Source organism: Sagittula sp. S175 (genome assembly GCF_049800975.1).
GTDB lineage: Bacteria > Pseudomonadota > Alphaproteobacteria > Rhodobacterales > Rhodobacteraceae > Sagittula.
This window is the reverse complement of record NZ_JBNAGB010000001.1, coordinates 300,247-324,677: the sequence shown is the minus strand read 5'-3', so window position 1 is coordinate 324,677 and position 24,431 is coordinate 300,247. Positions and strand designations below refer to the sequence as shown.

Annotated in this window: 20 protein-coding genes; 12 read left to right on the top strand and 8 right to left on the bottom strand. The window is 63.3% G+C overall.

Annotated features, from left to right (window positions below; all coding sequences use genetic code 11):
* Positions 1 to 188: 188 nt before the first annotated feature.
* The 10 genes from dusB (at position 189) to hflX (ending at position 12,765) form a co-directional block, all read left to right on the top strand.
* A complete protein-coding gene (gene dusB / locus ACP16H_RS01550; protein ID WP_425070782.1) occupies positions 189 to 1,130 on the top strand; it encodes a tRNA dihydrouridine synthase DusB in 942 nt (313 codons plus the stop codon).
* On the top strand, positions 1,130 to 2,215 hold the full coding sequence (locus ACP16H_RS01545; RefSeq protein WP_425070472.1) for a two-component system sensor histidine kinase NtrB: 1,086 nt from the start codon (positions 1,130 to 1,132) through the stop codon (positions 2,213 to 2,215). The genes dusB and ACP16H_RS01545 overlap by 1 nt, the downstream gene beginning before the upstream one ends.
* Positions 2,215 to 3,585 carry a response regulator gene (locus tag ACP16H_RS01540; RefSeq protein WP_425070471.1) on the top strand — a complete coding sequence of 457 codons (1,371 nt, stop codon included), beginning with the start codon at positions 2,215 to 2,217 and terminating at the stop codon, positions 3,583 to 3,585. The genes ACP16H_RS01545 and ACP16H_RS01540 overlap by 1 nt, the downstream gene beginning before the upstream one ends.
* Before the next feature lie 194 nt (positions 3,586 to 3,779).
* Positions 3,780 to 6,023 (top strand): ATP-binding protein, encoded by a 2,244-nt coding sequence (locus ACP16H_RS01535; protein ID WP_425070470.1) that lies wholly within the window; start codon positions 3,780 to 3,782, stop codon positions 6,021 to 6,023.
* Entirely contained in the window at positions 6,020 to 7,438 is a 1,419-nt protein-coding gene (locus tag ACP16H_RS01530; RefSeq protein WP_425070469.1) for a sigma-54-dependent transcriptional regulator, read from the top strand. The genes ACP16H_RS01535 and ACP16H_RS01530 overlap by 4 nt, the downstream gene beginning before the upstream one ends.
* 19 nt (positions 7,439 to 7,457) lie before the next feature.
* Positions 7,458 to 8,063 (top strand): hypothetical protein, encoded by a 606-nt coding sequence (locus ACP16H_RS01525; RefSeq protein WP_425070468.1) that lies wholly within the window; start codon positions 7,458 to 7,460, stop codon positions 8,061 to 8,063.
* Between the two features lie 159 nt (positions 8,064 to 8,222).
* Entirely contained in the window at positions 8,223 to 9,599 is a 1,377-nt protein-coding gene (trkA, locus tag ACP16H_RS01520; RefSeq protein ID WP_425070467.1) for a Trk system potassium transporter TrkA, read from the top strand.
* Positions 9,599 to 11,107 (top strand): TrkH family potassium uptake protein, encoded by a 1,509-nt coding sequence (locus ACP16H_RS01515; RefSeq protein ID WP_425070466.1) that lies wholly within the window; start codon positions 9,599 to 9,601, stop codon positions 11,105 to 11,107. The genes trkA and ACP16H_RS01515 overlap by 1 nt, the downstream gene beginning before the upstream one ends.
* Positions 11,108 to 11,257: 150 nt before the next feature.
* Positions 11,258 to 11,494 (top strand): RNA chaperone Hfq, encoded by a 237-nt coding sequence (hfq, locus tag ACP16H_RS01510; RefSeq protein WP_005860899.1) that lies wholly within the window; start codon positions 11,258 to 11,260, stop codon positions 11,492 to 11,494.
* 17 nt (positions 11,495 to 11,511) lie between these two features.
* Positions 11,512 to 12,765 carry a GTPase HflX gene (gene hflX, locus ACP16H_RS01505; RefSeq protein WP_425070465.1) on the top strand — a complete coding sequence of 418 codons (1,254 nt, stop codon included), beginning with the start codon at positions 11,512 to 11,514 and terminating at the stop codon, positions 12,763 to 12,765.
* 267 nt (positions 12,766 to 13,032) lie between these two features.
* Here the strand turns inward: hflX and ACP16H_RS01500 are convergent, their stop codons facing one another.
* On the bottom strand, positions 13,033 to 13,926 hold the full coding sequence (locus tag ACP16H_RS01500) for a phosphotransferase (protein WP_425070464.1): 894 nt from the start codon (positions 13,924 to 13,926) through the stop codon (positions 13,033 to 13,035).
* Positions 13,923 to 16,391: a penicillin acylase family protein gene (locus ACP16H_RS01495; protein ID WP_425070463.1), complete on the bottom strand. Its 2,469-nt coding sequence runs from the start codon at positions 16,389 to 16,391 to the stop codon at positions 13,923 to 13,925. Before ACP16H_RS01495 ends, ACP16H_RS01500 begins: the two co-directional genes overlap by 4 nt.
* Before the next feature lie 102 nt (positions 16,392 to 16,493).
* Between ACP16H_RS01495 and ACP16H_RS01490 the strand changes: the two genes are divergently transcribed.
* Positions 16,494 to 17,369 carry an NAD(P)-dependent oxidoreductase gene (locus tag ACP16H_RS01490; protein WP_425070462.1) on the top strand — a complete coding sequence of 292 codons (876 nt, stop codon included), beginning with the start codon at positions 16,494 to 16,496 and terminating at the stop codon, positions 17,367 to 17,369.
* A gap of 220 nt (positions 17,370 to 17,589) precedes the next feature.
* Here the strand turns inward: ACP16H_RS01490 and moaA are convergent, their stop codons facing one another.
* Positions 17,590 to 18,597 (bottom strand): GTP 3',8-cyclase MoaA, encoded by a 1,008-nt coding sequence (gene moaA / locus ACP16H_RS01485; protein ID WP_425070461.1) that lies wholly within the window; start codon positions 18,595 to 18,597, stop codon positions 17,590 to 17,592.
* 107 nt (positions 18,598 to 18,704) lie between these two features.
* Between moaA and ACP16H_RS01480 the strand changes: the two genes are divergently transcribed.
* Complete coding sequence (locus ACP16H_RS01480; RefSeq protein WP_425070460.1) at positions 18,705 to 19,214, top strand: hypothetical protein; 510 nt, start codon at positions 18,705 to 18,707, stop codon at positions 19,212 to 19,214.
* Between the two features lie 9 nt (positions 19,215 to 19,223).
* Here the strand turns inward: ACP16H_RS01480 and ACP16H_RS01475 are convergent, their stop codons facing one another.
* The 5 genes from ACP16H_RS01475 to glmU all read right to left on the bottom strand — a co-directional run bounded on the left by ACP16H_RS01475 (position 19,224) and on the right by glmU (position 24,349).
* Positions 19,224 to 19,922, bottom strand: coding sequence for a DNA alkylation repair protein (locus ACP16H_RS01475; RefSeq protein ID WP_425070459.1), 699 nt, complete (start codon positions 19,920 to 19,922; stop codon positions 19,224 to 19,226).
* Positions 19,923 to 19,938: 16 nt separating this feature from the next.
* On the bottom strand, positions 19,939 to 20,457 hold the full coding sequence (locus ACP16H_RS01470) for a DUF2569 domain-containing protein (protein WP_425070458.1): 519 nt from the start codon (positions 20,455 to 20,457) through the stop codon (positions 19,939 to 19,941).
* 87 nt (positions 20,458 to 20,544) lie between these two features.
* A complete protein-coding gene (locus tag ACP16H_RS01465; RefSeq protein ID WP_425070457.1) occupies positions 20,545 to 21,096 on the bottom strand; it encodes a pyridoxamine 5'-phosphate oxidase family protein in 552 nt (183 codons plus the stop codon).
* Between the two features lie 52 nt (positions 21,097 to 21,148).
* Positions 21,149 to 22,966: a glutamine--fructose-6-phosphate transaminase (isomerizing) gene (gene glmS, locus ACP16H_RS01460; RefSeq protein WP_425070456.1), complete on the bottom strand. Its 1,818-nt coding sequence runs from the start codon at positions 22,964 to 22,966 to the stop codon at positions 21,149 to 21,151.
* Positions 22,967 to 22,981: 15 nt separating this feature from the next.
* Positions 22,982 to 24,349: a bifunctional UDP-N-acetylglucosamine diphosphorylase/glucosamine-1-phosphate N-acetyltransferase GlmU gene (gene glmU, locus ACP16H_RS01455; protein ID WP_425070455.1), complete on the bottom strand. Its 1,368-nt coding sequence runs from the start codon at positions 24,347 to 24,349 to the stop codon at positions 22,982 to 22,984.
* Positions 24,350 to 24,431: the final 82 nt, after the last annotated feature.

Genomic DNA, 24,431 nt, shown 5'->3' with positions numbered 1-24,431 from the left:
CAATTGCTGACGTGATTGATTAAAAAATGTGCGTTTGCACGCGCATGTGGCGCAATACCCCGAGGAAACATTGAAGAATTACAAGGGAGAGGCTACTTCGGGCTTGTAACGACGCAGATCTGCTTTGACGCACAAGGACTAGGCATTTGCCTTTCGCCATCGGACAACGCCCCATCGATCCACCGGTCATGCTGGCCCCTCTCGCAGGAATCACCGACTTGCCGTTTCGCAATTTGGTCTCGCGCTTTGGTGCGGGTCTTGTGGTGTCAGAAATGATCGCATCGGGTGAGTTCCTGACCGCGCGTCCCGGTACGCGGGAAAAGGCGGAGTTGGGCGCGCAGATCGAGAATACGTCGGTGCAGATTGCCGGTCGCGAGCCGGGCCCCATGGCCGAAGCGGCCCGGATGGTAGCCGACATGGGCGCCAGAGTCATTGACATCAACATGGGCTGCCCGGCCAAGAAGGTCACCGGGGGCTGGTCAGGTTCGGCGCTCATGCGGGCGCCAGACCACGCGCTCAAGCTGATTGAGGCCGTGGTCGAGGCAGTCGACGTGCCCGTGACCTTGAAAACGCGGCTGGGCTGGGATGATGCCTCCCTGAATGCGCCGGAGCTAGCCAAGAAGGCGGAATCCGCCGGTGTCCGCATGGTTGTGATCCATGGCCGTACACGCTGCCAGTTCTACAAGGGGCGGGCCGACTGGAAGGCCATACAGGCGGTCAAGGACGCAGTTGATATTCCGGTGGTGGCCAATGGCGATATCGTCGACGGTTTTTCGGCGCGGGACGCACTTGGGCTGTCTGGCGCGGATGGCGTCATGGTGGGGCGCGGTGCTCAGGGAGCACCTTGGGTGCTGGCGCAGATCTCAGCCGATATTTTTGGCGGAACGCCGCCGGTTATTCCTGAAGGGGACGATCTGATTTCAATGATTTCAGAACACTACGAGGCGATGTTGAGTTTTTACGGATCTCAGTTGGGTAACCGTGTCGCGCGCAAGCATCTGGGTTGGTACATGGATCGTGCGGGTACACCCGCCGACGTGAGGCAGGCAATTCTGACCGAGCGGAACACCACACGAGTGCTGCATCTGTTGCCGGATGCAATCGCGCGTCGCGACATGGCGGTGGCGTGATGGCCGAGAACATGGACATGATGATCTGGTCGTCGCTTCCGGTGCCTGCGATCCTGATCGACGCCGACGAACGCATCGCAGACCTCAATCCCGCCGGTGAGGGCTTTCTGAACAACTCGGCCAAATGGCTGCAAGGGCAACCAGTTTGGGATCGCCTCGCTGTGGATGCACCGCTCGAGGAAAGCCTCAAGCGCGCGCGGGAACATGGCACGCCATTGTTCGTCAACGATGTGGATGTTGGCACCGGTGCGCGTCCGCCCCTTGTCTGCAATCTTCAAATTGCTCCGGTAATGGGGCGCGATGGCTGGATGGTCATGCTGATTTCGCCACGCGAGCTGGCTGGTCGCATGACGCAGTCCCACAGTGTGAAATCCGCAGCCAAATCGGCCATCGGTATGGCCGAAATGTTGGCCCACGAGATCAAGAACCCTCTGGCGGGGATAACAGGTGCAGCCCAATTGCTGAGCATGAACCTGCCGCAGGAAGATCTCGAACTCACCGACCTTATCGTTGCCGAGACGCGCCGCATCGTGAAATTGCTGGAGCAGGTCGAGCAGTTCGGCAACCTCAGTGCACCTGATCGGCGTGAAGTGAACATTCACGATGTTCTGGACCGCGCGCGGCGGTCTGCGCTCCTGGGTTTTGGCGCCCATATGAAGATCATCGAGGACTACGATCCATCTCTGCCAATGGCTTGGGGAGATCCGGATCAACTGCTGCAAGTGGTTCTCAATCTTGTAAAAAACGCGTCTGAGGCGGCCGATTCGATAAACGGTGGCACGATCACCCTGCACACTTACTACGAGCACAGCTTCCGTCTCCGCCGCGCCGACGGCTCCGGTCAGACGCTGCCGCTTCAGATCGAGATCATTGATGATGGTCCCGGCCTGCCAGAGGCAATCAAGGGGGACATCTTTGATCCCTTCGTGTCGGGTAAGGAGAACGGCACGGGCCTTGGGCTCGCCTTGGTGTCCAAGATCATTTCCGACCATGACGGCTGGATTTCGGTGGAGTCCGTCCCCGGCCGCACGGTCTTTCGCATGTCGCTGCCCCGGGCGCCCCGGGCGAAGAAGGAGAGCAATTGATGGACGGCACCGTACTCGTCGCCGATGACGACCGCACGATCCGCACCGTTTTGACCCAGGCGCTGACGCGCGCGGGCTGCAAGGTGCATGCAACCTCTTCCCTCACGACGCTCATGCGATGGGTCGGCGAGGGCAAGGGCGACGTGGTCATCTCGGACGTCATGATGCCGGACGGCAACGGACTGGAAATGCTTCCAAAAATCGCGGAGGACCGTCCGGGGCTGCCGGTGATCGTGATATCGGCGCAGAACACAATCATGACCGCCATCCAGGCTGCCGAGGCAGAAGCCTACGATTACCTGCCCAAGCCCTTCGACCTGCCTGACCTTATGAAGCGGACGGCCAAGGCACTGGAAAACCGGGGTCGGGCGCCGCGGCGCGAAGAGCAGGTGGTCGGAGCGGATGAGCCTGACGAACTGCCGCTGGTGGGTAAGACGCCAGCGATGCAGGCCCTGTACCGGTTGGTGGCCAAGGTTATGAACACCGACCTGCCGGTGCTGATTACAGGCGAGAGCGGAACCGGGAAGTCCCTGATCGCCAAGGCGCTGCATGACTTTTCGGATCGCCGCACACTGCCATTCGTCACGGTCACTGCAAGCGACCTGTCGGATCTCGACGGTCCGGCACGGGTTCTGGCCAGAGTGAAGGGCGGCACAATTCTGATCGACGAGATTGCGGACGTGCCCGACGAAATTCAGGCTCGTATTGTGCGCATGATGGATGTACCGGGCGATCACGTTCCCCGTTTCCTCGCTTCCAGCCAATTGGACCCGCAGTCGTTGATCGAAGGTGGCAAGGTGCGTCAGGATCTGTTCTATCGCCTTGACGGGGCGGCGATCCAAGTGCCGTCTTTGCGTGAGCGGGTCGAGGATATTTCCTTGCTGACGGAGCACTTCCTTGCTCGTGCGGAGCGCGAGGGTGCCCCCAAGCGTTGGCTGTCGGAAGGGGCGCAGGACCTGTTCCGCGTATACAGCTGGCCCGGCAACGTTCGGCAGTTGGAAAACGCGGTACGTCGGCTGTCGCTGACGTCGCGTTCCGAAGAAATCACCCGTGCGGAAGTTGAAGCAGTTCTGGGCAACCAGCCGGAGACCGGTCCGGTGCTGCGCGGCGGGGACAGTGACAAGCTGGGTGAAAGCGTTGCGCGGCATTTGCGTCGATATTTCGATCTCCACGGCGCCATGCTGCCGCCGCCGGGGCTGCACGGTCGTATCGTCCGAGAAGTCGAGGCGCCCCTGATCGAAATCGCACTGGAGGCAACCGGCGGAAATCAGGCGAAATGTGCCGACCTTCTTGGCATCAATCGCAATACTTTGCGCAAGAAGATCACCGACCTCGATATTCGCGTGACACGGCGGCGCAAGTTGATGTAAAAAGACCACAGTAGGTGTGACCCCGCCGCAATGGTCCGGAAGGTTTCGGTTCAGCATGGTGAGAAGGCGCACGATATATGGCGGTCTTCGCACGGCGACCTGCAAAGCAGGCGCGCGATGCGATACATTGACGAGGGTAGGCTGTGGCCACGCGGGCACGTATTACCTTCCGGTCTCCGACGTGGGAGTTTCTCATGCGGATGCGCCGGAAGCGGTGGTTCAACAACCTCATGACCCTTTTGCTGGTCGCGTTGGGGCCAGTGCTGGCGCTTGCAACCTTCATGGTTCTGGGCCCCCTGGATCAAGGCTCTTCGACGCTCAGCCTTCGTCTGGTTTTGTTGGCAGACCTCGTCTACGTGCTGCTGCTCGCTGGGCTGGTTCTTGCTCGGGTGGCGCGGATGGTTGCTGCGCGGCGACAACAGTCCGCCGGGTCACGCTTGCACCTGAGGCTGACGGCGGCTTTTGTGCTGATGGCACTTCTGCCCACGATCACTGTCGCCGTCTTCGCGGTCCTGACGATCAATATCGGCTTGGAAACATGGTTTTCGACACGGGTTCAGAACGTTGTCGGTGCCTCGCGCGCGGCTGCCGAAGCCTACGAGGCGCAGACCCGGGACGGTTTGGTGCAGGATGCGCAGGCTTTGGCGGATTACCTAGACGCCAACCGCAGAGCGACGGTGATCGTCGATGATGGTGCGTTGCGCCGATTGCTTGGGCAGGGGCAGGCGCAGATCCAGCGTGGACTTGCAGAGGCATTCGTTGTCGATGGTGCCGGTGAAATCCGGGCGAGAGGCGAGCGGTCCTATCTGTTTGACTTCGAAAAGCCCGCAGCCGGAGATTTTTCCGATGCAGATGAGACGGGTGTCGCTGTCATTCGCGACTATGACATCAATGAGTTGCGGGCTTTGGTGCCGTTGAAGGCCTTCGTGGACAGATACCTTTACGTCAGCCGGGAGGTTGATGGTGCGATCCTGAACCTTCTGGACGAGACGCAGGAGACCGCGCGCTTCTACCAGCAACAGGAAAGCGAGCGTGGTCGGCGGTTGTTTGACTTTGCGCTGTTGTACCTTGGGTTTGCCGTGCTGCTGATCCTTGCGGCGACGCTTGCGGGGCTGTGGTTCGCCGAGCGCCTGTCACGTCCCGTCGGGCGTCTGGCCGGGGCCGCTCAGGAAGTGGGCGCGGGAGATTTGGACGTCCAGGTGCCGGAGGAGGAAACCGACGACGAGATCTCCATGCTCGGACGCTACTTCAACCAGATGACCCGGCAGCTGAAGGTCCAGCGCGAGACGCTGCTGGAGAACACCCGCCAGATCGAGCGCCGCCAGCGGCTGTTCGACTCGGTGCTGACCTCGGTGACGTCGGGCGTGGTGGGTCTGGACCCCGATGGCAAGGTGACCTTCGTCAACCGCTCGGCGGAGCGCCTGCTGGGCTGGCATGAAACCCATCGCACCGACCCGATCATGGTGGCGGTGCCGGAGTTCGGCGAGGTATTTGATCGCTTGCGGGCAGAGGGCCGCGAGATGGTGCAGCAAGAGGTCAAGGTCGTGCGTGAAGGGCGGCTGGAACACCTGCTGGTCCGTGTCTCGACCCGGCGCAGGCAGGACGCTAGCCTCGAGGGCTACGTGGTGGCCTTCGACGATGTGACCGACCTTGTCAGCGCGCAGCGCATGGCCGCCTGGGGCGACGTGGCGCGGCGCATCGCGCATGAGATCAAGAACCCGCTGACGCCGATCCAGCTGAGCGCCGAGCGCATCAAGCGCAAGTTCGGGCGCCAGCTGGACGAGGACGACGCGGACAAGCTGGAGGAGATGACCGGTGTCATCATCCGTCAGACCGACGGCCTGCGCCGGATCGTGGACGAATTTTCGAAATTCGCCCGCATGCCGGAACCTGAGCGACGCCCCGAGGACCTTGGTGACCTCCTACGCGGTGCGGTCCTCTTGCAGGACAGCGGCCAGCCCGGCGTGACCTTCAGGACGAAGATCACGCGTGACAAGATGGCGTCCGAGCTGGACGCGGGGATGATCGGGCAGGCCTTTACCAACCTGATCAAGAACGCGGGCGAGGCCACCGAAAGCCTGATCGCCAAGGGCGCGCCGGAGGGCTACGCGCCGCAGATCCGGGTCGAGGCCGAGGTGGACGGCACCGACGCGCTCATCCGCATCATGGACAACGGCATCGGCCTGCCCGAGGACCGCGCGCGGCTGTTCGAACCCTACGTGACAACGCGCAGCGAAGGCACGGGCCTGGGACTGCCCATCGTCAAGAAGATCATCGAGGAACATGGCGGCACGCTGTCTCTGGACGACGCGCCGCCGTTTACGGAGGGCGCCCATCGCGGCGCGATGGCGGTCATCCGGCTGCCGCTGAATCCTGTCGAAGCGCAGGCAACAAACACAACAGGCTTTGAGCACGAAACCATGGAGAAGACGGCATGAGCGATATTCTGATTGTCGACGACGAACGTGATATTCGGGAATTGATCGGGGACATCCTCGAAGACGAGGGCTACACCACTCGGCTGGCGGGCAATTCGAACGACGCCATGGCCGAGATCAACGCCGAACCCCCGGCGCTGCTGATCCTCGACATCTGGCTGAAGGACAGCAAGATGGACGGGATCGACATCCTGAAGTCGGTCAAGCGGGACAACCCTGACGTGCCGGTGGTCATCATTTCGGGCCATGGAAATATCGAAATCGCGGTCGCAGCCATCAAGCAAGGCGCCTATGACTTCATAGAGAAGCCGTTCAACATCGACCAGTTGCTGGTCGTGATACGCCGCGCCATGGAGGCGTCCATGCTGCGGCGCGAGAACCAGCAGCTCAAGCGCGGAGAAGTCAAACAGGCCGAGATGATCGGCGAAAGCGCTTCGTTCCGCGGGCTTGTGGCGCAATTGGACAAAGTGACGAAATCCAACGGACGGGTGATGCTGTCGGGGCCCGCAGGCTCGGGCAAGGAAGTCGCCGCGCGCTACATACATTCGAATTCAAACCGCGCCGGTGCGCCCTTCGTGACGGTGAACTGTGCTGGCGTGGAGCCAGATATGATGGAAGAGATGCTCTTCGGACGGGAATCCGCGAAGCGTGGCATCGAACCGGGGCTGCTGGAGCAGGCACATGGCGGCGTGATCTACTTTGATGAAGTGGCCGACATGCCGGTGGGCACCCAGTCGAAGATTCTGCGCGTTTTGGTGGACCAGCAGTTCCAGCGTGTCGGAGGTGCCGACAAGGTGCGGGTTGACCTGCGCGTTATCTCTTCGACTGGGCGCGACCTGCAAGAAGAGATCGCATTGGGACGTTTCCGCGAAGAGTTGTATCATAGGTTGAATGTTGTTCCGATCGCCGTACCGTCCCTGGCCGAACGGCGCGAGGACATCCCGGTCCTGGCGAAGCATTTCATTGAGTCTTGCAACTCAACGCAAGGTCTGCCGCTGCGGGAATTGACCGAGGATGCGGTGGCGCTCATGCAAACAATGACTTGGCCCGGAAACGTCCGCCAGTTGAAGAATTTGGTGGAGCGGGTGCTCATTCTCGGTGACGGCCACGGACCGATCGAAGCGCGGGAACTTCCGCAAGACGCCGGTCCGGAAACAGATGCCGAAGGACGTGTCGTGCTGTCGGGGACGCTGGCAACCCTTCCTTTGCGCGAGGCGCGTGAAGCATTCGAGCGCGAGTACCTACTAACGCAGATCAACCGCTTCGGCGGGAACATCTCGCGTACCGCGTCGTTTGTAGGCATGGAGCGGTCGGCGCTGCACCGAAAATTGAAGTCATTGGGCGTTGTGACCTCGGCCAAGGCGGGGTCGCGCTTCGCCCATGTCGACGAAGACCGGATGCAGGATGCCTCCTGAGACACTTGGGATGAAACCGATGAAATTCATCAGGACTGTCGCGGCTCTGCTTATGGCGGGGCTGGCAGCGGGGTGTTCGATGCCAGCGGTTGATACGCTTCAGCCGGACCTCGCGACGTCGGGGGCGGAAACACCGGAGGCGGCAAAGATCGCGGCACTCAAGGCGGATATTCTCGCGCTGGGGCCGGGGATTGACCCGGTGGAAGCGCAGCGGGTCGCAGAAACTGCGGTGCGAGAGCCGTTGCGTTGGGCCAAGGAATGGCAGGTTGTGGACCCGCCTCTGGTTCACAACATGAAAGTCAACCATGGCCTACGCCCACGTGGGCTATGCAAGGACTGGGCGGATGACCTGCAAGTCGCCATGTGGGGACTGAACTTGAAGACCATCGATCTCCATCGAGCCATTGCGAACTCGCGCAACGTCAAGTTGGAGCACTCGGTATTGATTGTATCGGCCAAGGGCGCGCCGATGGAACAAGGCATCGTGCTGGATCCTTGGCGGCAAGGCATGGGGCGCCTCTGGTGGTCCAAGACGCTGGAAGATCCTCGTTACCATTGGGACGCGCGCGAAGACGTTTTCGCTTGGAAACGGGAATGGAAGGCGCGTGTGGCAGAGGGGCGGTGACGCTTTGCTCTGAACGGATTGTCCTTGTTGGCTGCGATTTTTCGGCGAAAAATCGTTGGCCGCCGGATGCTGGGGCAATCCGGTAGGACCACTGGCGCGTTGGCGTTGACGACGGTAGGCGCGCGTGCCATGCCGTGGCAAAGGTTAGGGAAAGCGTCCATGAAGGTCATCATCTGTGGGGCGGGGCAGGTCGGTTGGCAGATTGCCCGTCACCTGGCGGGAGAACGCAACGACGTCACCGTCGTGGACAGCAATCCGGACCTCGTGCGTCGTGCGACGGATACGTTGGACGTGCAGGGGATCGCCGGGTTTGCGTCATACCCGGACGTTCTGGACCGGGCAGGGGCCCGAGACGCCGACATGATTATCGCCGCAACTCATTCGGACGAGGTCAACATGGTGACCTGTCAGGTCGCGCATTCGGTGTTTTCTGTACCACGCAAGATCGCCCGCCTCAGGGCGCAAAGCTATCTGACGGCGATTTACTCCGATCTCTATCGCCGCGATCATCTGCCCATCGATGTGGTCATCAGTCCCGAACGCGAGGTCGCAGAGGCTGCATTGCAGCGACTTTCCTCGCCGGTAGCGTTCGATGCGGAGAAGTTCCTCGACGGCAAGGCGCAGCTCATGGGGCTCGTGATCGACGAGGATTGCCCTATTGTGAACACGCCGCTGCGGCAGTTGTCAGACCTGTTTTCGACCCTACGGGCGGTTGTCGTGGGAGTACGGCGCGAGGGCACGCTGTTTGCACCCGAAAGCGGCGACCAGCTGTTTCCGGGCGACAATTGCTACGTGATGGTGCACTTCGAGGATATTCAGCGGACGTTGGAGATCTTTGGCAAGACGGCGCGCAAGCTAGAGCGCGTCGTTGTTGTCGGCGGGGGCAACGTTGGCCTGGCGGTCGCGCGGCGGCTGGAGAAACGCACCGAACGGGTGCGTGCAAAGGTGATCGAGCGGGACCGGAGGAATGCGGAGCGTGCGGCGGAGGAACTGGAGCGTACCATCGTGCTGCATGGCGACGGGCTGGACCAGTCCCTGTTGACCGAGGCCGGTGTCGAACGCGCGGACGCGACCCTTTGTGTAACCGATGACGACAAGGTCAACATGCTGGCCGCCGTGCGGGCCAAGGCCGCCGGTTGTCCCATGGTCATTGCGCTCATCAATGATCCGACGCTGGTGCCGCTGATGGAGCCACTTGGGATCGACGCTTATATCAATCCGCGCTCGACCACGGTGTCCTCCATCCTGCGACACATCCGCCATGGCAAGGTGCGGATGGTCTACTCCATTGGCGACGCCGAGGCCGAGGTGATCGAGGCCGAAGTCTTGTCCACATCGCCGATCGCTGGGGCCTTGATCCGCGACATCGACTTTCCCGAAGGTGTTCTGGTGGGAGCTGTGCGCAAAGGGGATCAGGTAATGAAGCCACTCGGCAGCCTGCGCATCGAGGACGGCGACCTGATCGTGCTTTTCTGCCTGTCTGGCGACGTGCCCGAAGTGGAGCGCCTGTTGCAGGTCTCCATCGACTTCTTCTGATGCACGCGCTGGCTCGCCTGCCGCTCTTCTTGTCGCTGACCGGGTTTACCTCGGTGGCGATGCTGCTGCCGGCGGGATATGCCCTAGCGATCGAGGAATTTCACGACGCCCGCAGCTTCTTCTATGGCGCTGTGATCGGCTTGGTGCTGACAGCGCTGGTTGCTATTGCGATGTCGAACCGGGCCCATAATACCAGTGCGCTGAGGCAGCTTTTGGCATTGGCAGCGGCCTTTGTATTCATTCCTGTTTTCATGGCCATTCCTTTCCAAGAGGCCGTGCGTACCACGACCTTTGCCAGCGCCTACTTCGAGATGGTGTCCTCTTTTACAACCACGGGCGCGACGCTTTTCGACCCCGCGCGGCTGTCTGGTCCGGAACACCTCTGGCGGTCTGAGGTTGGTTGGTTTGGCGGGATGCTGATGTGGATTGCGGCCTCGGCGATCATGGCGCCTCTGGCACTAGGTGGTTTCGAGGTCACGGCGAGCGGTGAGCCGGGGCAGGCGATTCTATCGGGGGCCGCGGCGTCGGAGGTTTCTGACCCGCAACAGCGCCTATGGCGCAGTGTCGAGGCGTTGGTGCCGCTTTACATCGGTTTGACGCTGGCGCTGTCGGTGATGCTGCTGGTGGCCGGCGATCCGCCGCTGATCGCGTTGACACATGCCATGGCGGTGATGTCCACCTCCGGCATATCGCCCTTGGGTGGAGTTGAGGGCGCCCCGAGCGGCATGTGGGGAGAGGTCATCCTGTTCCTTTTTTTGGCATTTGCATTTTCGCGGCAAACATTTTCGAATGACACCCGCCACGAGCGGGGCTTGTGGTATGATCCGGAGTTCCGGCTGGGCCTTCTGCTGGTTCTCGTCGTGCCCTTTGCGCTCTTCCTCCGGCACTGGATCGCGGCTTTCGAAGTCGGTGAGGAGCAGGACTGGATTGCAGGGTTCCGTGCACTCTGGGGTGGACTGTTCACTGCCGCTAATTTCTTGACAACAAATGGTTTTGTCAGCGCGGAGTGGGATACGGCGCAGGGCTGGTCCGGCCTGTCGACGCCTGGCATCATCCTGATGGGACTCGCGCTGTTGGGTGGAGGCGTGGCGACGACCGCCGGGGGCGTCAAGCTGCTCAGGGTTTATGCACTCTATCTTAACGGCACTCGCGAGATCGAGCGACTGGTACATCCGTCCTCTGTTGGCGGTGCGGGGCTATTGGGGCGCAGGCTCCGCAAGGAGGGTGCCTTTATCGCCTGGGTCTTCTTCATGCTTTTTGCCGTCATCCTGGCAGTGCTGACCATGATCCTTGGCCTTTATGGATTGAGTTTCGAACACGCCACCGTGCTGACCATTGCCACGCTGGCAAACACCGGGCCGCTGATCTCGGTGGCGCCGGAAGCTGCCATAGACCTCAACGCGCATGTCTGGCACGCCAAGGTTCTACTCTGCGCGGCAATGGTCCTGGGGCGGCTGGAATTGCTCGCGGTCATTGTCATGCTGAGCCCGGACAGCTGGCGTTCCTGAGGCCAGAGTTCTGCCTGCGTCGGCACAAGCGCCACACAGAGTGAAGAAAGCGTTATTTTACGTCTGGAAACTCCTTTGCGCGCGCGACATACTCCATTTCGCGTGGGCGGCCCCGAGGGACGGGCCAAAGGCAAGAATAAAGGCAAACCAATGGCTTCCGACAGACAGAACCTACAGGACGCATTCCTGAACCATGTGCGCAAGACGAAGGTGCCGGTGACGGTTTTCCTGATCAACGGCGTGAAATTGCAGGGCGTCATCACTTGGTTCGACAACTTCTGCGTGCTCCTGCGCCGCGACGGCCAGTCGCAGCTGGTCTACAAACACGCGATTTCGACGATTATGCCGGGTCAGCCGATCAACCTGTACGACGGTGAAGACAACTGAAGGAACACGCGACGCCAGTGACCCGTGCATGGGTCCTGCATCCCGACCTGAAAGGCCCCGGTCCGCGGCGTGATGCCGGGCTGGCGCTCGAAGAAGCCGTTTCTCTGGCTGTGGCGCTCCCGAACCTTGAGGTTCTGGGAGCAACAGTTGTTCCTTTGCGCGATCCACATCCCGGCCATTTGTTTGGAACCGGAAAGATCAAGGAACTCAAAGACCTGTTCCATGAGAACGAGGTCGAACTGGTGCTTGTCGATGGGCCGGTTACGCCAGTGCAGCAGCGCAACCTCGAGAAGGAATGGGGCGTCAAGCTGCTGGACCGGACGGGTTTGATTCTCGAGATTTTTTCGGACCGAGCGGCGACCCGGGAGGGGGGCTTGCAGGTGGAAATGGCGGCGCTGTCCTACCAGAGGACTCGTCTGGTGCGGGCTTGGACACACCTTGAGCGCCAGAGGGGCGGGTTGGGGTTCGTGGGTGGCCCCGGGGAAACCCAGATCGAAGCGGACCGGCGGGCGATCGACGAACAGCTGGTCAGGTTGCGCCGACAGCTGGAGAAGGTCGTCAAGACACGCGAATTGCACCGCAAAGCGCGGGCCAAGGTGCCCTATCCGATTGTTGCCCTTGTAGGATACACCAACGCCGGAAAGTCGACACTTTTCAACCGTTTGACGGGCGCCGAGGTGCTGGCGAAAGACATGCTTTTCGCCACGCTCGACCCGACCATGCGAGCAGTGAGACTGCCCGCCGGCGCGGACGTGATCCTGTCTGATACGGTGGGTTTCATCTCGGATTTGCCGACAGAACTGGTGGCGGCTTTCCGGGCGACGCTGGAAGAAGTTCTCGCGGCAAATGTGATCGTTCACGTGCGCGATATTTCGCATCCCGAGAGCGAGGCCCAGGCGCAGGATGTCAGGACGATTCTCGACAGCCTCGGAGTAGACGAGGAAACACCGCAGCTGGAGTTGTGGAACAAAATCGACAGGGTGGACGAAGATGCCCAAGCTGCACTGGCGCTTCGGGCCGATCGGGAAGAGGGCATTTACGCCGTCTCTGCTCTGACTGGCGAGGGGCTGGACGCATTCCTTCAGGCTGTCACGGATGCGCTTGGTGAGGAGCGGCGCACAGAAGAAGTGCGGCTTGGATACGGAAATGGACGGCAGCGTGCCTGGTTGTTCGACAAAGGGCTCGTGGAAAGCGAGGTCCAAGACGAAGATGGGTACCTGCTGACCGTCGATTGGTCGGCGCGGGACCGGGAACGCTTTGCCAAACTTTGACGCCAGACCGGATAGTTATTGCGGGCGCCGTTTTTAATGCAGTGCGCGCTGGCGCTTTGTATGCGAGATCTTAGGGTCATCATCGACGGATCACGTTACGCACATTTAGTTTTTTCAAGTTTTCAGGTTTTCAGGTTTGTAGGGACGAATGTGCTCAACAGTCGATTTCTTCTAGAAAAATCAGGATTTGGAGTTGCCTCCGCCATTCGTTTCGAGCGGCTTCTCTGCGGTATCTTGGCCAAGAGGAAGGTACGTGCGCAGCGCTAATCAAATCAGTTGTTCGCCTGTAGCAAGAAGGCGGCGCACCGCAACAAGGCGGGCGTGATGGATCGGGGTCGGCGCCAAGGGCGTATTGGCCCAGACGTGCAATGCATAGCATCTGGTCAGGAACTCACGTACCCGGGGAGCTGTGCGGTTGTCTCCGTAGGCGGCGCGCAGGTCAGTCAGAGCGCGACCATCATCGCAGCCATTGCGACGGCACAGCGTGACGAAATCCAGAGCGAGTGTGAAGAGATCCCGCAGAGGCGCATCCTCGCTCGTATTTTCGAAGTCTATCCCCCATGTGACACTGCCGTCATAGAGCAGGTTGGCGAGGGTCATGTCGCGGTGGATAATCGCGCGTGTTGAGGGTTGGCTGCGAAGGGCGTGGGCTTGGTTAATGGCCTCGGCGCAGACTGCGGTAAAAGCCTTCGGGTCTATGACCAGCCTGTCTTGCTTTTCCACCTGTCCAGCCACATGCCGCAGCCATTTGACATGTGGCACGGGCTGAAACGGGAAGCGGTGTTGGCTGAGGTCGTGGAAAGCGCGCAGCCAAAGACCCGCGAGGGTGGGGACCGTCGGATCGCCGTCGCGCCAGAGCGTCGCGAGGTCGGGGCCTGCGATGCGCGGCATGGCGAGGGTCTGGCCGTCGAAAAAGGCGACGGGTGGCGCGCGAAAGGGCCCTTGGGCAAGCGCGCTGGCCACCTCGGTCTGGCGGCTGGCCTGACGCTGGCCCCGCGCCCGGGCATCGGGGGCGTAGACCTTCAGCAGAAGGTTGCCCGCGGTGAACAGTTGTGCCTGTGCCGGGGCGCTGCGCCATTTCAGCGCTTTGGGTCGTCCCGGCAGCCCGTGGGCGCGCAAGGCACCCGCCGCGAGGTGGCGTGCCTCGCGTTGGGAGATCACGGTTTGACGAGGCGGGTCACGCCGGTGGCCGCGGCGCGGGCGAGGTCGATGTCCAGCGACATGGGGATGTATTCGCCGCGCCGCCACAGCTGTCCGAGGTCGTCGTAATGACGCGACAGCGGGTGGCCGGATTGCCCGGTCGAGGAGATGAACACGGAACTGTCGGGATCGGCGAAGTCGTAGACGCCACGGTAGGCTGCGGAGTGGACGTTGCTGAACGGCTCTGCGCCGTCACCGGCAGTGCGGCCGCGCAGCAGGGTGAAGTCCCCGCCTGAGGTGTTCTGGCGGATGTTCACGATGGTGCGCAGGATCGGCACGTCGCCCAGCACGCTGTGTTCGTGGATGGCCACGTGAGCGTCGCCCCAGCGCAGGGATTCCAGTTGGGTGCCGTAGGTCTCTCCGATCCAGACGAGCGCGTCGTCCAGCGCGAGGCGGGCAATGTCGGAACAGCTTTCGATGCGGGCCGAGCGGATCACGTCGCACCAGCCCGCAGCGCCGTCGATGTTGCGGAAGACGCGCTCGATGAACAGCGGCTCGACATGGGTGAACTCGGACGCAAGCTTGCCCAGGTCGTCCTGGATCAGCCGTTCCTGAAGGAACTTTAGCCAGGCGGCGTAGATCAGCGGCTCGGGGAGGTGTTCGTTCATCTCGCCGTTCCAGTCGGCGAGCAGGGCAAGGGCGCGCTGGCGCTGGCGTTCAGGGGTGCCCTCGGGGGCGGCCTCGGCGGTGTACCACAGGTCGCGGCCAATGAGCGGCAGCAGAGTGCGCGCGGCGGGGGATACGGTGTCCAGCTGCGCTTCGATGAAGCTGTCGCGGGTGTGGACCTTGCGGCCCTGCATCAGGGTCCGCCAACGCTGCACGCGCTGGGAGTCGCCCCAGTCGAAGGAGACATGGAGCGGAAACGGGCGGTCGATCACCTTGTTGTTCGTATTGCCAACGATCCCGCCCTTGGGCGCGATGAAGGCGGGGTTGGCCGAGTAGGGCAGCATCCCCTGCCAGCGGTTCTGCGCGATCCAGCCGGGGGCGGGCAGGCGACCTTGGGACTGGTGCGCAGGGTCGCGTTTCGGCATGGCGCCGACCAGTTGCAGGGCAACGGTGTCGCGGTCCACCAGCGTCAGGTTCTGCGAGGGGGCGACATAGGCGCGCGAGGCCTCGATGGCCTGCGGCACGTCTTCGGCCATCATCAGACCGACGGCGGCCGAGATCGAGGTGTCCTGCGGTGACAGGGCCGTCCAGCCCAGCGACATGACGTGCCCCGGCGGCGTCACAGTGTCGAGGTCGAACTGCGAACCGGGCAGCACGGGGCCGTTGTCGGTAAAGCGCAGGGTGATGGTGATCGGCTGTTCGTCCTTGATGTCGATGATCGACTTGCGGGTACGGAAGGGTTTCCAGCCGGTGGGGGTGCGGTATTGCTCGGGATTGTCGGGATTGAGCTGCTCGACGAAGAGGTCTTGGTCGTCGAGGTACGACGAGGTCAGGCCCCAGCCAAGGCGATCCGAGCGGCCCACCATGATCGCGGGGATACCGGGGATCGAGCCGCCGATGACACCTCCGGATTGCAGCTGCATCCGCGCCAGATACCAGATCGACGGCGCGGTCAGGCCGAGGTGCGGGTCATTGGCCAAAAGCGTCCCACGCGAGGCAGAGCGGTCGGGCGCCGCGGCCCACGCGTTTGACGCGCCTGCAAGCCCCCGGCGCGGTGTGGCGGGCAGGAAGGGGTTCTGCAGCGTGCTGCCGTCGGCGTATTTCGGCAGCTCCGCATCGGGAAAGAGGCTGGCGTATTCCGGCAGCGCGGCAATGCCCTCGCCGGGGATGTCGGGCAAGATGTCGGAGACGCGGCGCTCGTCATCCAGCAGCAGCGAGGTTCGGGCGCGGATGACTTCTTCGCCCAACTGGCCCGAGAGTTGCAGCGCCATGAGTTTCACGATGGCGATGGAATCGGCAGGCTGCCACGGCGCGATGGCGGCGTCGAAGAGGAAGAATTCCGGCGCGCCACGCCCCAGCGCGTCGGCATTGATCTCCTGGATATAGGCGTTCACCCCGGCGCTGTAGGCCTCGAGCGCGTCGAGGGTCCGGGGGTCCTGATGCGGGACAGAGGCCACGGACAGCGGATACAGATCGAGGCGGCGCAGCAGCGTGTCCGTGCGCACCGTGCGGCTCCCAAACAGCTCGGACAGGCGGCCCTGCGCGGTGCGGCGCAGCAGGGTCATTTGCCACAGGCGGTCCTGCGCGTGTACGTAGCCCAGGCCGAAGAACGCGTCGCGGTCCGACAGCGCCATGATATGCGGAACGGCATTGTTGTCGCGCACGATCTCGATGTCGGCGGTGATCCCGTCGGTTGGGCGGGTCTTGTCGTACTCGGGCAGCGAGCGCAGGGCGAGATGGCGGACGAGGATGAAACCCACCACCGAGAGGATCAACGCGGCGGTCACGATACGCACCAGCCAGCGGAACAGTCCGGCCATTTCCCTCTCCGTCCGTTTGGGGTAGTTGGAGTGGGACGGGACTTAACTTGCGGGGGGCGGATTGCCAAGGGGCGCGCCTGCCCGCGTGACGGGAGGTGAACAATGGCAAAAGTGGCGTTTCTGGGCCTGGGCGTGATGGGCTATCCCATGGCGGGCCACTTGGTGAAGGCTGGGCACGAGGTGACGGTCTACAACCGCACCGCCGCCAAGGCCGAGAAATGGGTGGCGGAATTCGGCGGCAAGATGGCCGCGACCCCGCGCGAGGCGGCCGAAGGCGCGGCCTTTGTCATGTCCTGCGTGGGCAACGACGATGACCTGCGGTCGGTCTGCATGGGTGAGGACGGGGCCTTTGCCGGGATGAAGCAGGGCTGCATCTTTGTCGATCACACCACGGTGTCGGCGCAGGTCACGCGCGAGTTGCACGACGCGGCCGAGGAGCGGGGCATTTCCTTTGTCGACGCGCCGGTGTCCGGCGGGCAGGCCGGGGCAGAGAACGGCCAGCTTGTGGTGATGTGCGGCGGCGAGGAGGGGGCCTATACGGATGCCGAGGGCATCATCGCCGCCTATTCCAAGCTGTGCAAGCGGCTGGGGGATTCCGGCGCGGGACAACTTTGCAAGATGGTGAACCAGATCTGTATCGCCGGGCTGGTGCAGGGCCTGTCCGAAGGGCTGCATTTCGCCGAGAAGGCGGGGCTGGACGGGCGCGCGGTGGTCGAGGTGATCGGCGGCGGCGCGGCGGGGTCCTGGCAGATGGTGAACCGCCACGGCACCATGCTGGACGGCAAGTTCGACCATGGCTTTGCCACGGACTGGATGCGCAAGGACTTAGGCATCTGCCTGAAGACCGCCGAAGAGAACGGGGCATCGCTGCCGGTGACGGCTTTGGTGGACCAGTTTTACAAGGATGTGCAGAACATGGGTGGCGGGCGCTGGGATACTTCGTCGCTGTTCGCGCGGCTGCGGAAGCTGTCTGACTGAAGAGGGCGTAACCCAGAGAAGCAGGCTGCGCCTGCACAGGGGAGCACGCTGTCGCGTGCAGGTGGGGGCGCTGCCCCCGCCGCTCCTGTGGAGCGTCTCCCCCGGGGTATTTGCGCAAAGGAGAAGGTGAAAGCACGCGCGTGCCTATCCCTTCGTGGCGATGGAGCCGTGGGGGATTGGGGCGCAGCCCAGTGTCGAGGCAGCCGTCCTGCTGTTGCGGTCAGCCCCCGGTGTGGCTCATGTGGCGCGAGACGCGGCCGTCGACGGTCTGACGCGAGTAGTCGAAATCGTGGCCCTTGGGCTTCAGCCGGATGGCGGCGCGGATCGCGTCCTCCAGCGCGGCATCGCTGTCAGGGTGGTTCCTGAGCGCCGCGCGCAGGTCGGCGTTATCCTCTTGGCCGAGACACATGAACAGCTCGCCGGTGCAGGTCAGGCGCACGCGGTTGCAGCTTTCGCAGAAATTGTGCGAGAGCGGCGTGATGAAGCCGATCTTTTGCCCGGTTTCCTCGAGCCGGACGTAGCGGGCGGGGCCGCCGGTGCGTTCGGGCAGGTCGGTGAGGCTGTAGGTCCCGGCCAGTTTGGCGCGCAGGTCGGTGAGCTTCCAGTACTGGTCGAGCCGGTCCTCGTTGCCGATGTCGCCCATTGGCATGACCTCGATCCAAGTGAGATCCATGTCGCGCTCGGCGCACCATTCGGTGATCGGGATCAGTTCGTCGTCGTTGAAGCCCTTGAGGGCCACGGCGTTGATCTTAACCCGCAGGCCTGCATGTTGCGCGGCGTCGATGCCCTTGAGCACCTGCGGCAGGCGGCCCCAGCGGGTGATGTCGGCGAATTTTTTCTCGTCCAGCGTATCGAGCGAGATGTTCACGCGGCGCACACCGGCGGCGTAAAGGCCCTCCGCGAAGCGTTCCAGCTGGCTGCCGTTGGTGGTCAGGGTCAGTTCCTTCAGCGCGCCCGAGTCCAGGTGACGGGTCATGCGCTGGAAGAATGTCATGATGTCGCGACGCACCAGCGGCTCGCCCCCGGTGATGCGCAGTTTCTCGACCCCCAGTCCGACGAAGGTGGAGCACATGCGGTCCAGTTCCTCGAGCGTCAGCAGTTCCTTCTTTGGCAGGAAGGTCATGTTCTCCGACATGCAGTAGACGCAGCGGAAATCGCAGCGGTCGGTGACGGAAACCCGAAGATAGGAAATCGGGCGCTGAAAGGGGTCGATGAGGGGCGTGGTCATGCGGGCGAAGGTAGAGGTCGGCGGATGTTTGAGCAAGGGCGTGCGCGCGATTGTGTACGAAAGGCGGATGCGTGTAAGGAGGTGGGCGAGCAGGACGGAGACATGACATGCGTGTTGGAATGACGGTGGGGCTGGTGTCGGCGCTGGCTTTGGCAGCCTGTGGGTCCGGTGGGCCCTTTGCCCCGAAGGCGACGGTTGCAGAGGCTCCGGCGCAACAGGTAGCGGCAGATCAGGCGCGTCCGCAGGCGCGGCCTGAGGGGGCTGCTGCTCCGAAGCCTCCGGCGAATGCCCGCACGGCGGCGCAGTTCGATACCGTGTCGGTCGAGGAGAAGAAGGCGGCAGCAGCGGCCCCCGAGGACCCTTCTGCCGAGAAGGCGCTGGGGGATACCATTGCGAGCCTAGGTGATCCGTCGAAGCCGGGCCTATGGCTGGAGACGCCGCTGGTGTCCAAGGCGCAGACGGGACGGGTCGCGTTCAATGGCAAGAGCGCCAAGGTCGACCTGATCCCGATTGACGGGCCGAAGACGGCGGGCAGCCGGATTTCGCTGTCGGCAATGCAGCTGATCGGCGCGCCGCTGACCGATCTGCCGACGATCCAGGTCTTTGCCGGGGGGTGAAGTCTCGCCCTAGCGCGTGGGCGCGAGGTATTTGCGCGCTTCCTTGACGGCGAAGCGTTTCATGACGCTTTCGTGCTGGTCCAGGAAGCTGCGCACCCGGTCGGCGTCGTGCTTTGACAGGTCGCGCAGCCACCAGGCGACAGCCTTCTGGATGAACCAGCTTTGGTCCTTCGCGTAGTCGGCGGCCCAGCCCAGCACGCGTTCACGCGCGGCTTGTTGTTCGGGGCTGGGGAAATTCAGATGCGCCAGCGGCAGGGTGATGACCAATGCAGCGCGTCGTGTCCAGAGGTGCTCAGACCGGGTCCAGGTCTCGATCTGATCCAGGCGAGAGAGGTGGGCCATGACGCGACGACCACCGGCAGAACAGACGTGATCGGCAATGGCCCAGGCGTCGAACTGCGGCACCCATGAGGATATGAGATCCCAGACAGCCCGATCCGAGGGACGGATGCGGGCCTGGACCAGCAGCTTGGCGGCGGCGACGCGGGCCTCGTGGATGTCGGTTTCCCAGAGGGCCGAGGCCAGCGCGAGACGATCCTCCAGCGACAGGTCGGCGCGCCAGTCCTTGACCAGGTCGTTGATGGCCGGGTTGGGCGTGCCGAGGTAGGTGCGCATGGCCTTGTGATAACTGGCCATGCCCATGGCACGCTCGGGGTCGGCATGGGCGAGCAGGGCGTCCAGCGCCTGTTCCAGGGTGAGTTCCGACATGGGGGAGGCTTCCTTCTTATCGCACGAAGGTAAGCTGCGCTCGTTCGGACAGGAAGAGGTAAGGCGTCCAGACCCCGAGGGAAATTGCCACACCCAGCAGGGTTTTCAGCATGGCGTCGGTCAGCAACAGCGCATCGGGCACCAGCGAGCGCACGGCGAGGAAGTCCGCCGCGATGAACAGCGCCGAGACGAGGCTGATGGCGAAGTAGAATTTCGGTACGCTGCGGTGGTGGTTGAAAAACAGCACGGCGAGGACCAGCAGCGCCAGCATCAGGGTGGCGTGAAACAGGATTTCCGACAGGAAGACCACGCGCCAGAGCGGGTTGTAGTCGGGGTCAGCGGGATTGGTCAGCTGGGCAAAGAGGCCGGAGGCAAAGACCTTTTGCCAGATGCCCAACAGGCTGAGCCCAGCATTGATGGGCGCGATGACGATGCCCACGGCGAGCAACAAAAGCCAGCCGCCAATGCCGCTGGCCGGAAGGTCGCCCGGCGAGAGAGTGGTGTCCTCGGTCGTCATGGCGGACAGGTTAGGCATTGTTTCCGACTCGGGAAAGCGGAAATCCGCCGCTTTCACCAAGTGCAAAGGCATAGGCCGGTCGGTCGGGGGCCGCTCAGTCGGGGGTCAGTCAGTCGGGGGCAGCACGTCGGTGGGAAAACCGTCTATGGTGGTGCGGTTCTTTTCGTCCCAATAGGCGCGGATGCCCTCGGGGCCTTTCTTTTCGGCCCAATCGTGCAGGACGGGGCGTTCGCCCGCGTAGTCGAAATGCGGCACGGCATAACCGCAGGAGGTCTGTACCATCTCGACGGTCATGTCGTAGACTTGGCGGGCGCCGGGGTCCTCGGCGAAATGGGCGTTCAGCGTGGCGAAATCGGCGTCACGCTCGTGCAGCGCGCGGGCGGTGCCATAGGCGCGCAGGATCATCGGCAGCTTCTCGAAGCCGCACCACATGACGGTCATGCGGTTGACCCGCTTCAGGTGACCGGCGGTTTCATTGCCGGAGCCAGTGAGGTTGCGCCAGATCAGGCGGTTGGGACCGAGGATGCGGAGGCTGTCCATGCCCTTGGGCGAGAGGTTCACGCGGCCGTCCTCGGCCGCCGTTGCGACAAAGAAGATGTGCTGCTGGTGGGCGAACTTCGTCAGGGCGTCGGTGAAGGCGGGGTGTTGCTGGGCCATCGGGACCTCCGGGATGTGAAGAGGCCCCGCCGTTTCGGGCGGGGCCTGTCGGTCACTCGACGGTGACGGATTTGGCGAGGTTTCGGGGCTGGTCCACGTCCGTGCCCTTGGCCACCGCCGTGTGATAGGCCAAGAGCTGCGCGGGCAGGGCGTAGAGGATTGGCGCCAGCAGGTCGTCGACCTCGGGCATCTGGATGACCTTCCAGCACTCGGTCCCTGCGCTTTGCGCCCCGGCGCCGTCGGTCACCAGAACCACCTTGCCGCCACGGGCCATGACCTCCTGCATGTTCGACACGGTCTTGTCGAAGAGCTTGTCGCGGGGGGCGAGGACGATGACCGGGACATGCTGGTCCACCAGCGCGATGGGGCCGTGCTTCAGCTCGCCCGAGGCATAGGCTTCGGCGTGGATGTAGCTGATTTCCTTCAGCTTCAGCGCGCCTTCATGGGCGAGCGGGTACATAGCGCCGCGGCCAAGGAAGAGGATGTCGCGCGCCTCGGCCAGCTCGTGCGAGACCGATTCCATGACCTGATCGCTGCCAAGCGCGGTGTTGAAGACGCCGGGCAGGGCGCGGAGTTTCGTGATGATCTCGTCGCGGCGGGCGGTGTCGAGGTGGCCGCGCTGCTCGGCAGCCTTCAATGCCAGCAGCAACAGGACGGTCAGCTGGCAGGTAAAGGCCTTGGTCGAGGCGACGCCGATCTCCACGCCTGCGTGGATCGGCAGGGCGAGGTCGCTTTCGCGGGCGATGGAGGATTCCGGCACGTTGACCACCGAGTAGAGCGCGCTGGCGCGGTCCTTGCAGTAGCGCAGGGCAGCGAGCGTGTCGGCGGTCTCGCCCGATTGGCTGATGAACAGCGCGGCGGTGCGGGCCGGGATCGGCGGCTCACGGTAGCGGAACTCCGACGCGACGTCGATGTCGACGGGCAGGCGGGCCAGCTCCTCGAACCAGTATTTCGCGGTGAAACCAGCCAGATAGGCGGTGCCGCAGGCGGTGATGGACAGGCGGTCGAGCGCGGCAAAGTCGATGCCTTCGCCGGGCAGGGTGATGCCGTCCTTGGTCAGGTAGGCGTTCAGCGTGTCCGACAGGACCGAGGGCTGCTCGGCGATTTCCTTCGCCATGAAGTGTTTGTGCCCGCCCTTGTCGACGCGGGCGGCATCCATCGAAATGGTGCGCGTCTCGCGCGTCACGGTCTGGCCCGCCTCGTCGGTGATGACCACCGAAGCGCGGGTTAGGACGGCGCGGTCGCCTTCCTCGAGGTAGGTGATGCGGTTGGTCATGGGGGCGAGCGCGATGGCGTCCGAACCCACGTACATCTCGCCATCCCCATGGCCGATGGCCAGCGGGCTGCCCTTGCGCGCAGCGACCATCAGGTCCCCCTCGCCGTCGAACAGGAAGGCCAGCGCAAAGGCGCCGTGCAGCTTGTCCACCGTGGCCATGGCGGCGTCGACCGGGGCCAAGCCCTGGTCGAGGTGCAGCTGGGTCAGCATGGCGACGGTTTCGGTGTCGGTCTCGGTCTGCGGATGCAGGCCCGCCGCGGCCAGTTCGGCGCGCAGCTCCTTGTAGTTCTCGACGATGCCGTTGTGCACCACGGCCACGGGACCGGAGCGGTGCGGGTGGGCGTTGCCCTCGTTCGGTGCGCCATGGGTGGCCCAGCGGGTGTGGCCGATGCCCGACTTGCCCGCCAGCGGGTTGTGCACCAGCAGGTCAGACAGGTTCACCAGCTTGCCCACGGCGCGGCGGCGGTCGAGGTGACCGTCGTTCACGGTGGCGATGCCCGCGCTGTCATAGCCGCGGTATTCGAGGCGACGCAGTGCCTCGACCAGGATGGGGGCGACCTCGTGGGTGCCCAGAACGCCGACGATTCCACACATTGCTCGATGTCCTCTTTACGTGTCCTGCGCGGCCTTGGCGGCCTGCTGTTTTGCCTTCTTGGCCTTCAACATGTTGAAAAGCTTGGTGGCGAGGCCGTCCTTGACGGTCATGTCCGCCCGTTCCAGCGCCAGCGCACCGGGGGGCACGTCCTTGGTGATGACGGAGCCGGAGCCGGTCATGGCGCCGTCACCGATGGTCACGGGGGCAACCAGCATGGTGTCCGACCCGATGAAGGCGTTCTTGCCGATGGTGGTCTTGTGCTTGAAGACGCCATCGTAGTTGCAGGTGATGGTGCCCGCGCCGATGTTGGTCTTTTCGCCGATCTCGGCGTCGCCGATGTAGGTCAGGTGGTTGGCCTTCACACCCTCGTGCAGGATGGCGTTCTTCACCTCGACGAAGTTGCCGACATGCACGTCCTCGGCCAGTTCCGCGCCGGGGCGCAGGCGGGCGTAGGGGCCGACGATGGACCCGCGCGAGACGTGGCAACCCTCGAGATGGGAGAATGCCCGGATGCGCGCACCGGATTCGATGGTCACATTGGGGCCAAAGACCACGTTCTGCTCGATCTCGGAATCGCGGCCGATCACGGTGTCCCAGGCGAAATGCACGGTTTCGGGCGCGGCCATGGTGATCCCGGTTTCCAGTGCCTCGGCGCGCATCCGCGCCTGGAAAGCCGCTTCGGCGGCGGCGAGGTCGGCGCGCGAGTTCACGCCCATGGTCTCGGCTTCGGGGCAGCGGACCACGGTGGCTGACAGGCCGTTGCTGCGGGCGATTTCCACTATATCCGTCAGGTAGTATTCGCCCGAGGCATTGTCGTTGCCCACGGCGGTGATGAGGTCCTTCAAAACGTTGGCATCGGCTGCGACGACACCGGAGTTGCAGAGAGTGATGGCGCGCTCCTCCTCGGTGGCGTCCTTGAACTCGACAATCTTCAGCAGCGTGTCGCCCTCGGTCACAAGGCGACCGTAGCGGGCCGGATCGGCAGCTTCGAAGCCCAGCACCACAACGTCATGGCGGCTGCGGGCCTCGGCCATGGCGTTCAGCGTCTCCTCGGAAATGAAGGGCGTGTCGCCATAGAGAACGATGGCATCGCCCTCGAAGCCGTCCAGCGCCGGGAAGGCCTGCGCCACGGCGTGTGCGGTGCCCAGTTGTTCCTCCTGCAGGACGACGACGGCGTCCTCGTCCCAGGCCTTGGCACTGGCCTCGACCTGGTCGGCGCCATGACCCGCCACCACGACGCACGCGGTGGGTTCCAGCACGGCCCCGGCGCGCATGGCGTGCCACAGCATGGGGGCGTGGGCGATCTTGTGCAGGACTTTCGGCAGGTCGGAGTTCATCCGGGTGCCTTTTCCGGCACCAAGGACGATCAGGGCAATGGGCATAAACTCAATCCGGTTTGTTCTCGGGTCGGCGCCGTTTTATAGGTTTGCCGCAACATGGCAAGCCACCCGGCCTCACGCTTGA

Excerpts from the sequence above, each read along its gene's own strand:
- dusB (WP_425070782.1), top strand. The coding sequence starts at position 189 with ATGCTGGCCCCTCTCGCAGGAATCACCGACTTGCCGTTTCGCAATTTG.
- ACP16H_RS01545 (WP_425070472.1), top strand. The coding sequence starts at position 1,130 with ATGGCCGAGAACATGGACATGATGATCTGGTCGTCGCTTCCGGTGCCT.
- ACP16H_RS01540 (WP_425070471.1), top strand. The coding sequence starts at position 2,215 with ATGGACGGCACCGTACTCGTCGCCGATGACGACCGCACGATCCGCACC.
- ACP16H_RS01535 (WP_425070470.1), top strand. The coding sequence starts at position 3,780 with ATGCGGATGCGCCGGAAGCGGTGGTTCAACAACCTCATGACCCTTTTG.
- ACP16H_RS01530 (WP_425070469.1), top strand. The coding sequence starts at position 6,020 with ATGAGCGATATTCTGATTGTCGACGACGAACGTGATATTCGGGAATTG.
- ACP16H_RS01525 (WP_425070468.1), top strand. The coding sequence starts at position 7,458 with ATGAAATTCATCAGGACTGTCGCGGCTCTGCTTATGGCGGGGCTGGCA.
- trkA (WP_425070467.1), top strand. The coding sequence starts at position 8,223 with ATGAAGGTCATCATCTGTGGGGCGGGGCAGGTCGGTTGGCAGATTGCC.
- ACP16H_RS01515 (WP_425070466.1), top strand. The coding sequence starts at position 9,599 with ATGCACGCGCTGGCTCGCCTGCCGCTCTTCTTGTCGCTGACCGGGTTT.
- hfq (WP_005860899.1), top strand. The coding sequence starts at position 11,258 with ATGGCTTCCGACAGACAGAACCTACAGGACGCATTCCTGAACCATGTG.
- ACP16H_RS01495 (WP_425070463.1), bottom strand. The coding sequence starts at position 16,391 with ATGGCCGGACTGTTCCGCTGGCTGGTGCGTATCGTGACCGCCGCGTTG.
- ACP16H_RS01490 (WP_425070462.1), top strand. The coding sequence starts at position 16,494 with ATGGCAAAAGTGGCGTTTCTGGGCCTGGGCGTGATGGGCTATCCCATG.
- moaA (WP_425070461.1), bottom strand. The coding sequence starts at position 18,597 with ATGACCACGCCCCTCATCGACCCCTTTCAGCGCCCGATTTCCTATCTT.
- ACP16H_RS01480 (WP_425070460.1), top strand. The coding sequence starts at position 18,705 with ATGCGTGTTGGAATGACGGTGGGGCTGGTGTCGGCGCTGGCTTTGGCA.
- ACP16H_RS01475 (WP_425070459.1), bottom strand. The coding sequence starts at position 19,922 with ATGTCGGAACTCACCCTGGAACAGGCGCTGGACGCCCTGCTCGCCCAT.
- ACP16H_RS01470 (WP_425070458.1), bottom strand. The coding sequence starts at position 20,457 with ATGCCTAACCTGTCCGCCATGACGACCGAGGACACCACTCTCTCGCCG.
- ACP16H_RS01465 (WP_425070457.1), bottom strand. The coding sequence starts at position 21,096 with ATGGCCCAGCAACACCCCGCCTTCACCGACGCCCTGACGAAGTTCGCC.
- glmS (WP_425070456.1), bottom strand. The coding sequence starts at position 22,966 with ATGTGTGGAATCGTCGGCGTTCTGGGCACCCACGAGGTCGCCCCCATC.
- glmU (WP_425070455.1), bottom strand. The coding sequence starts at position 24,349 with ATGCCCATTGCCCTGATCGTCCTTGGTGCCGGAAAAGGCACCCGGATG.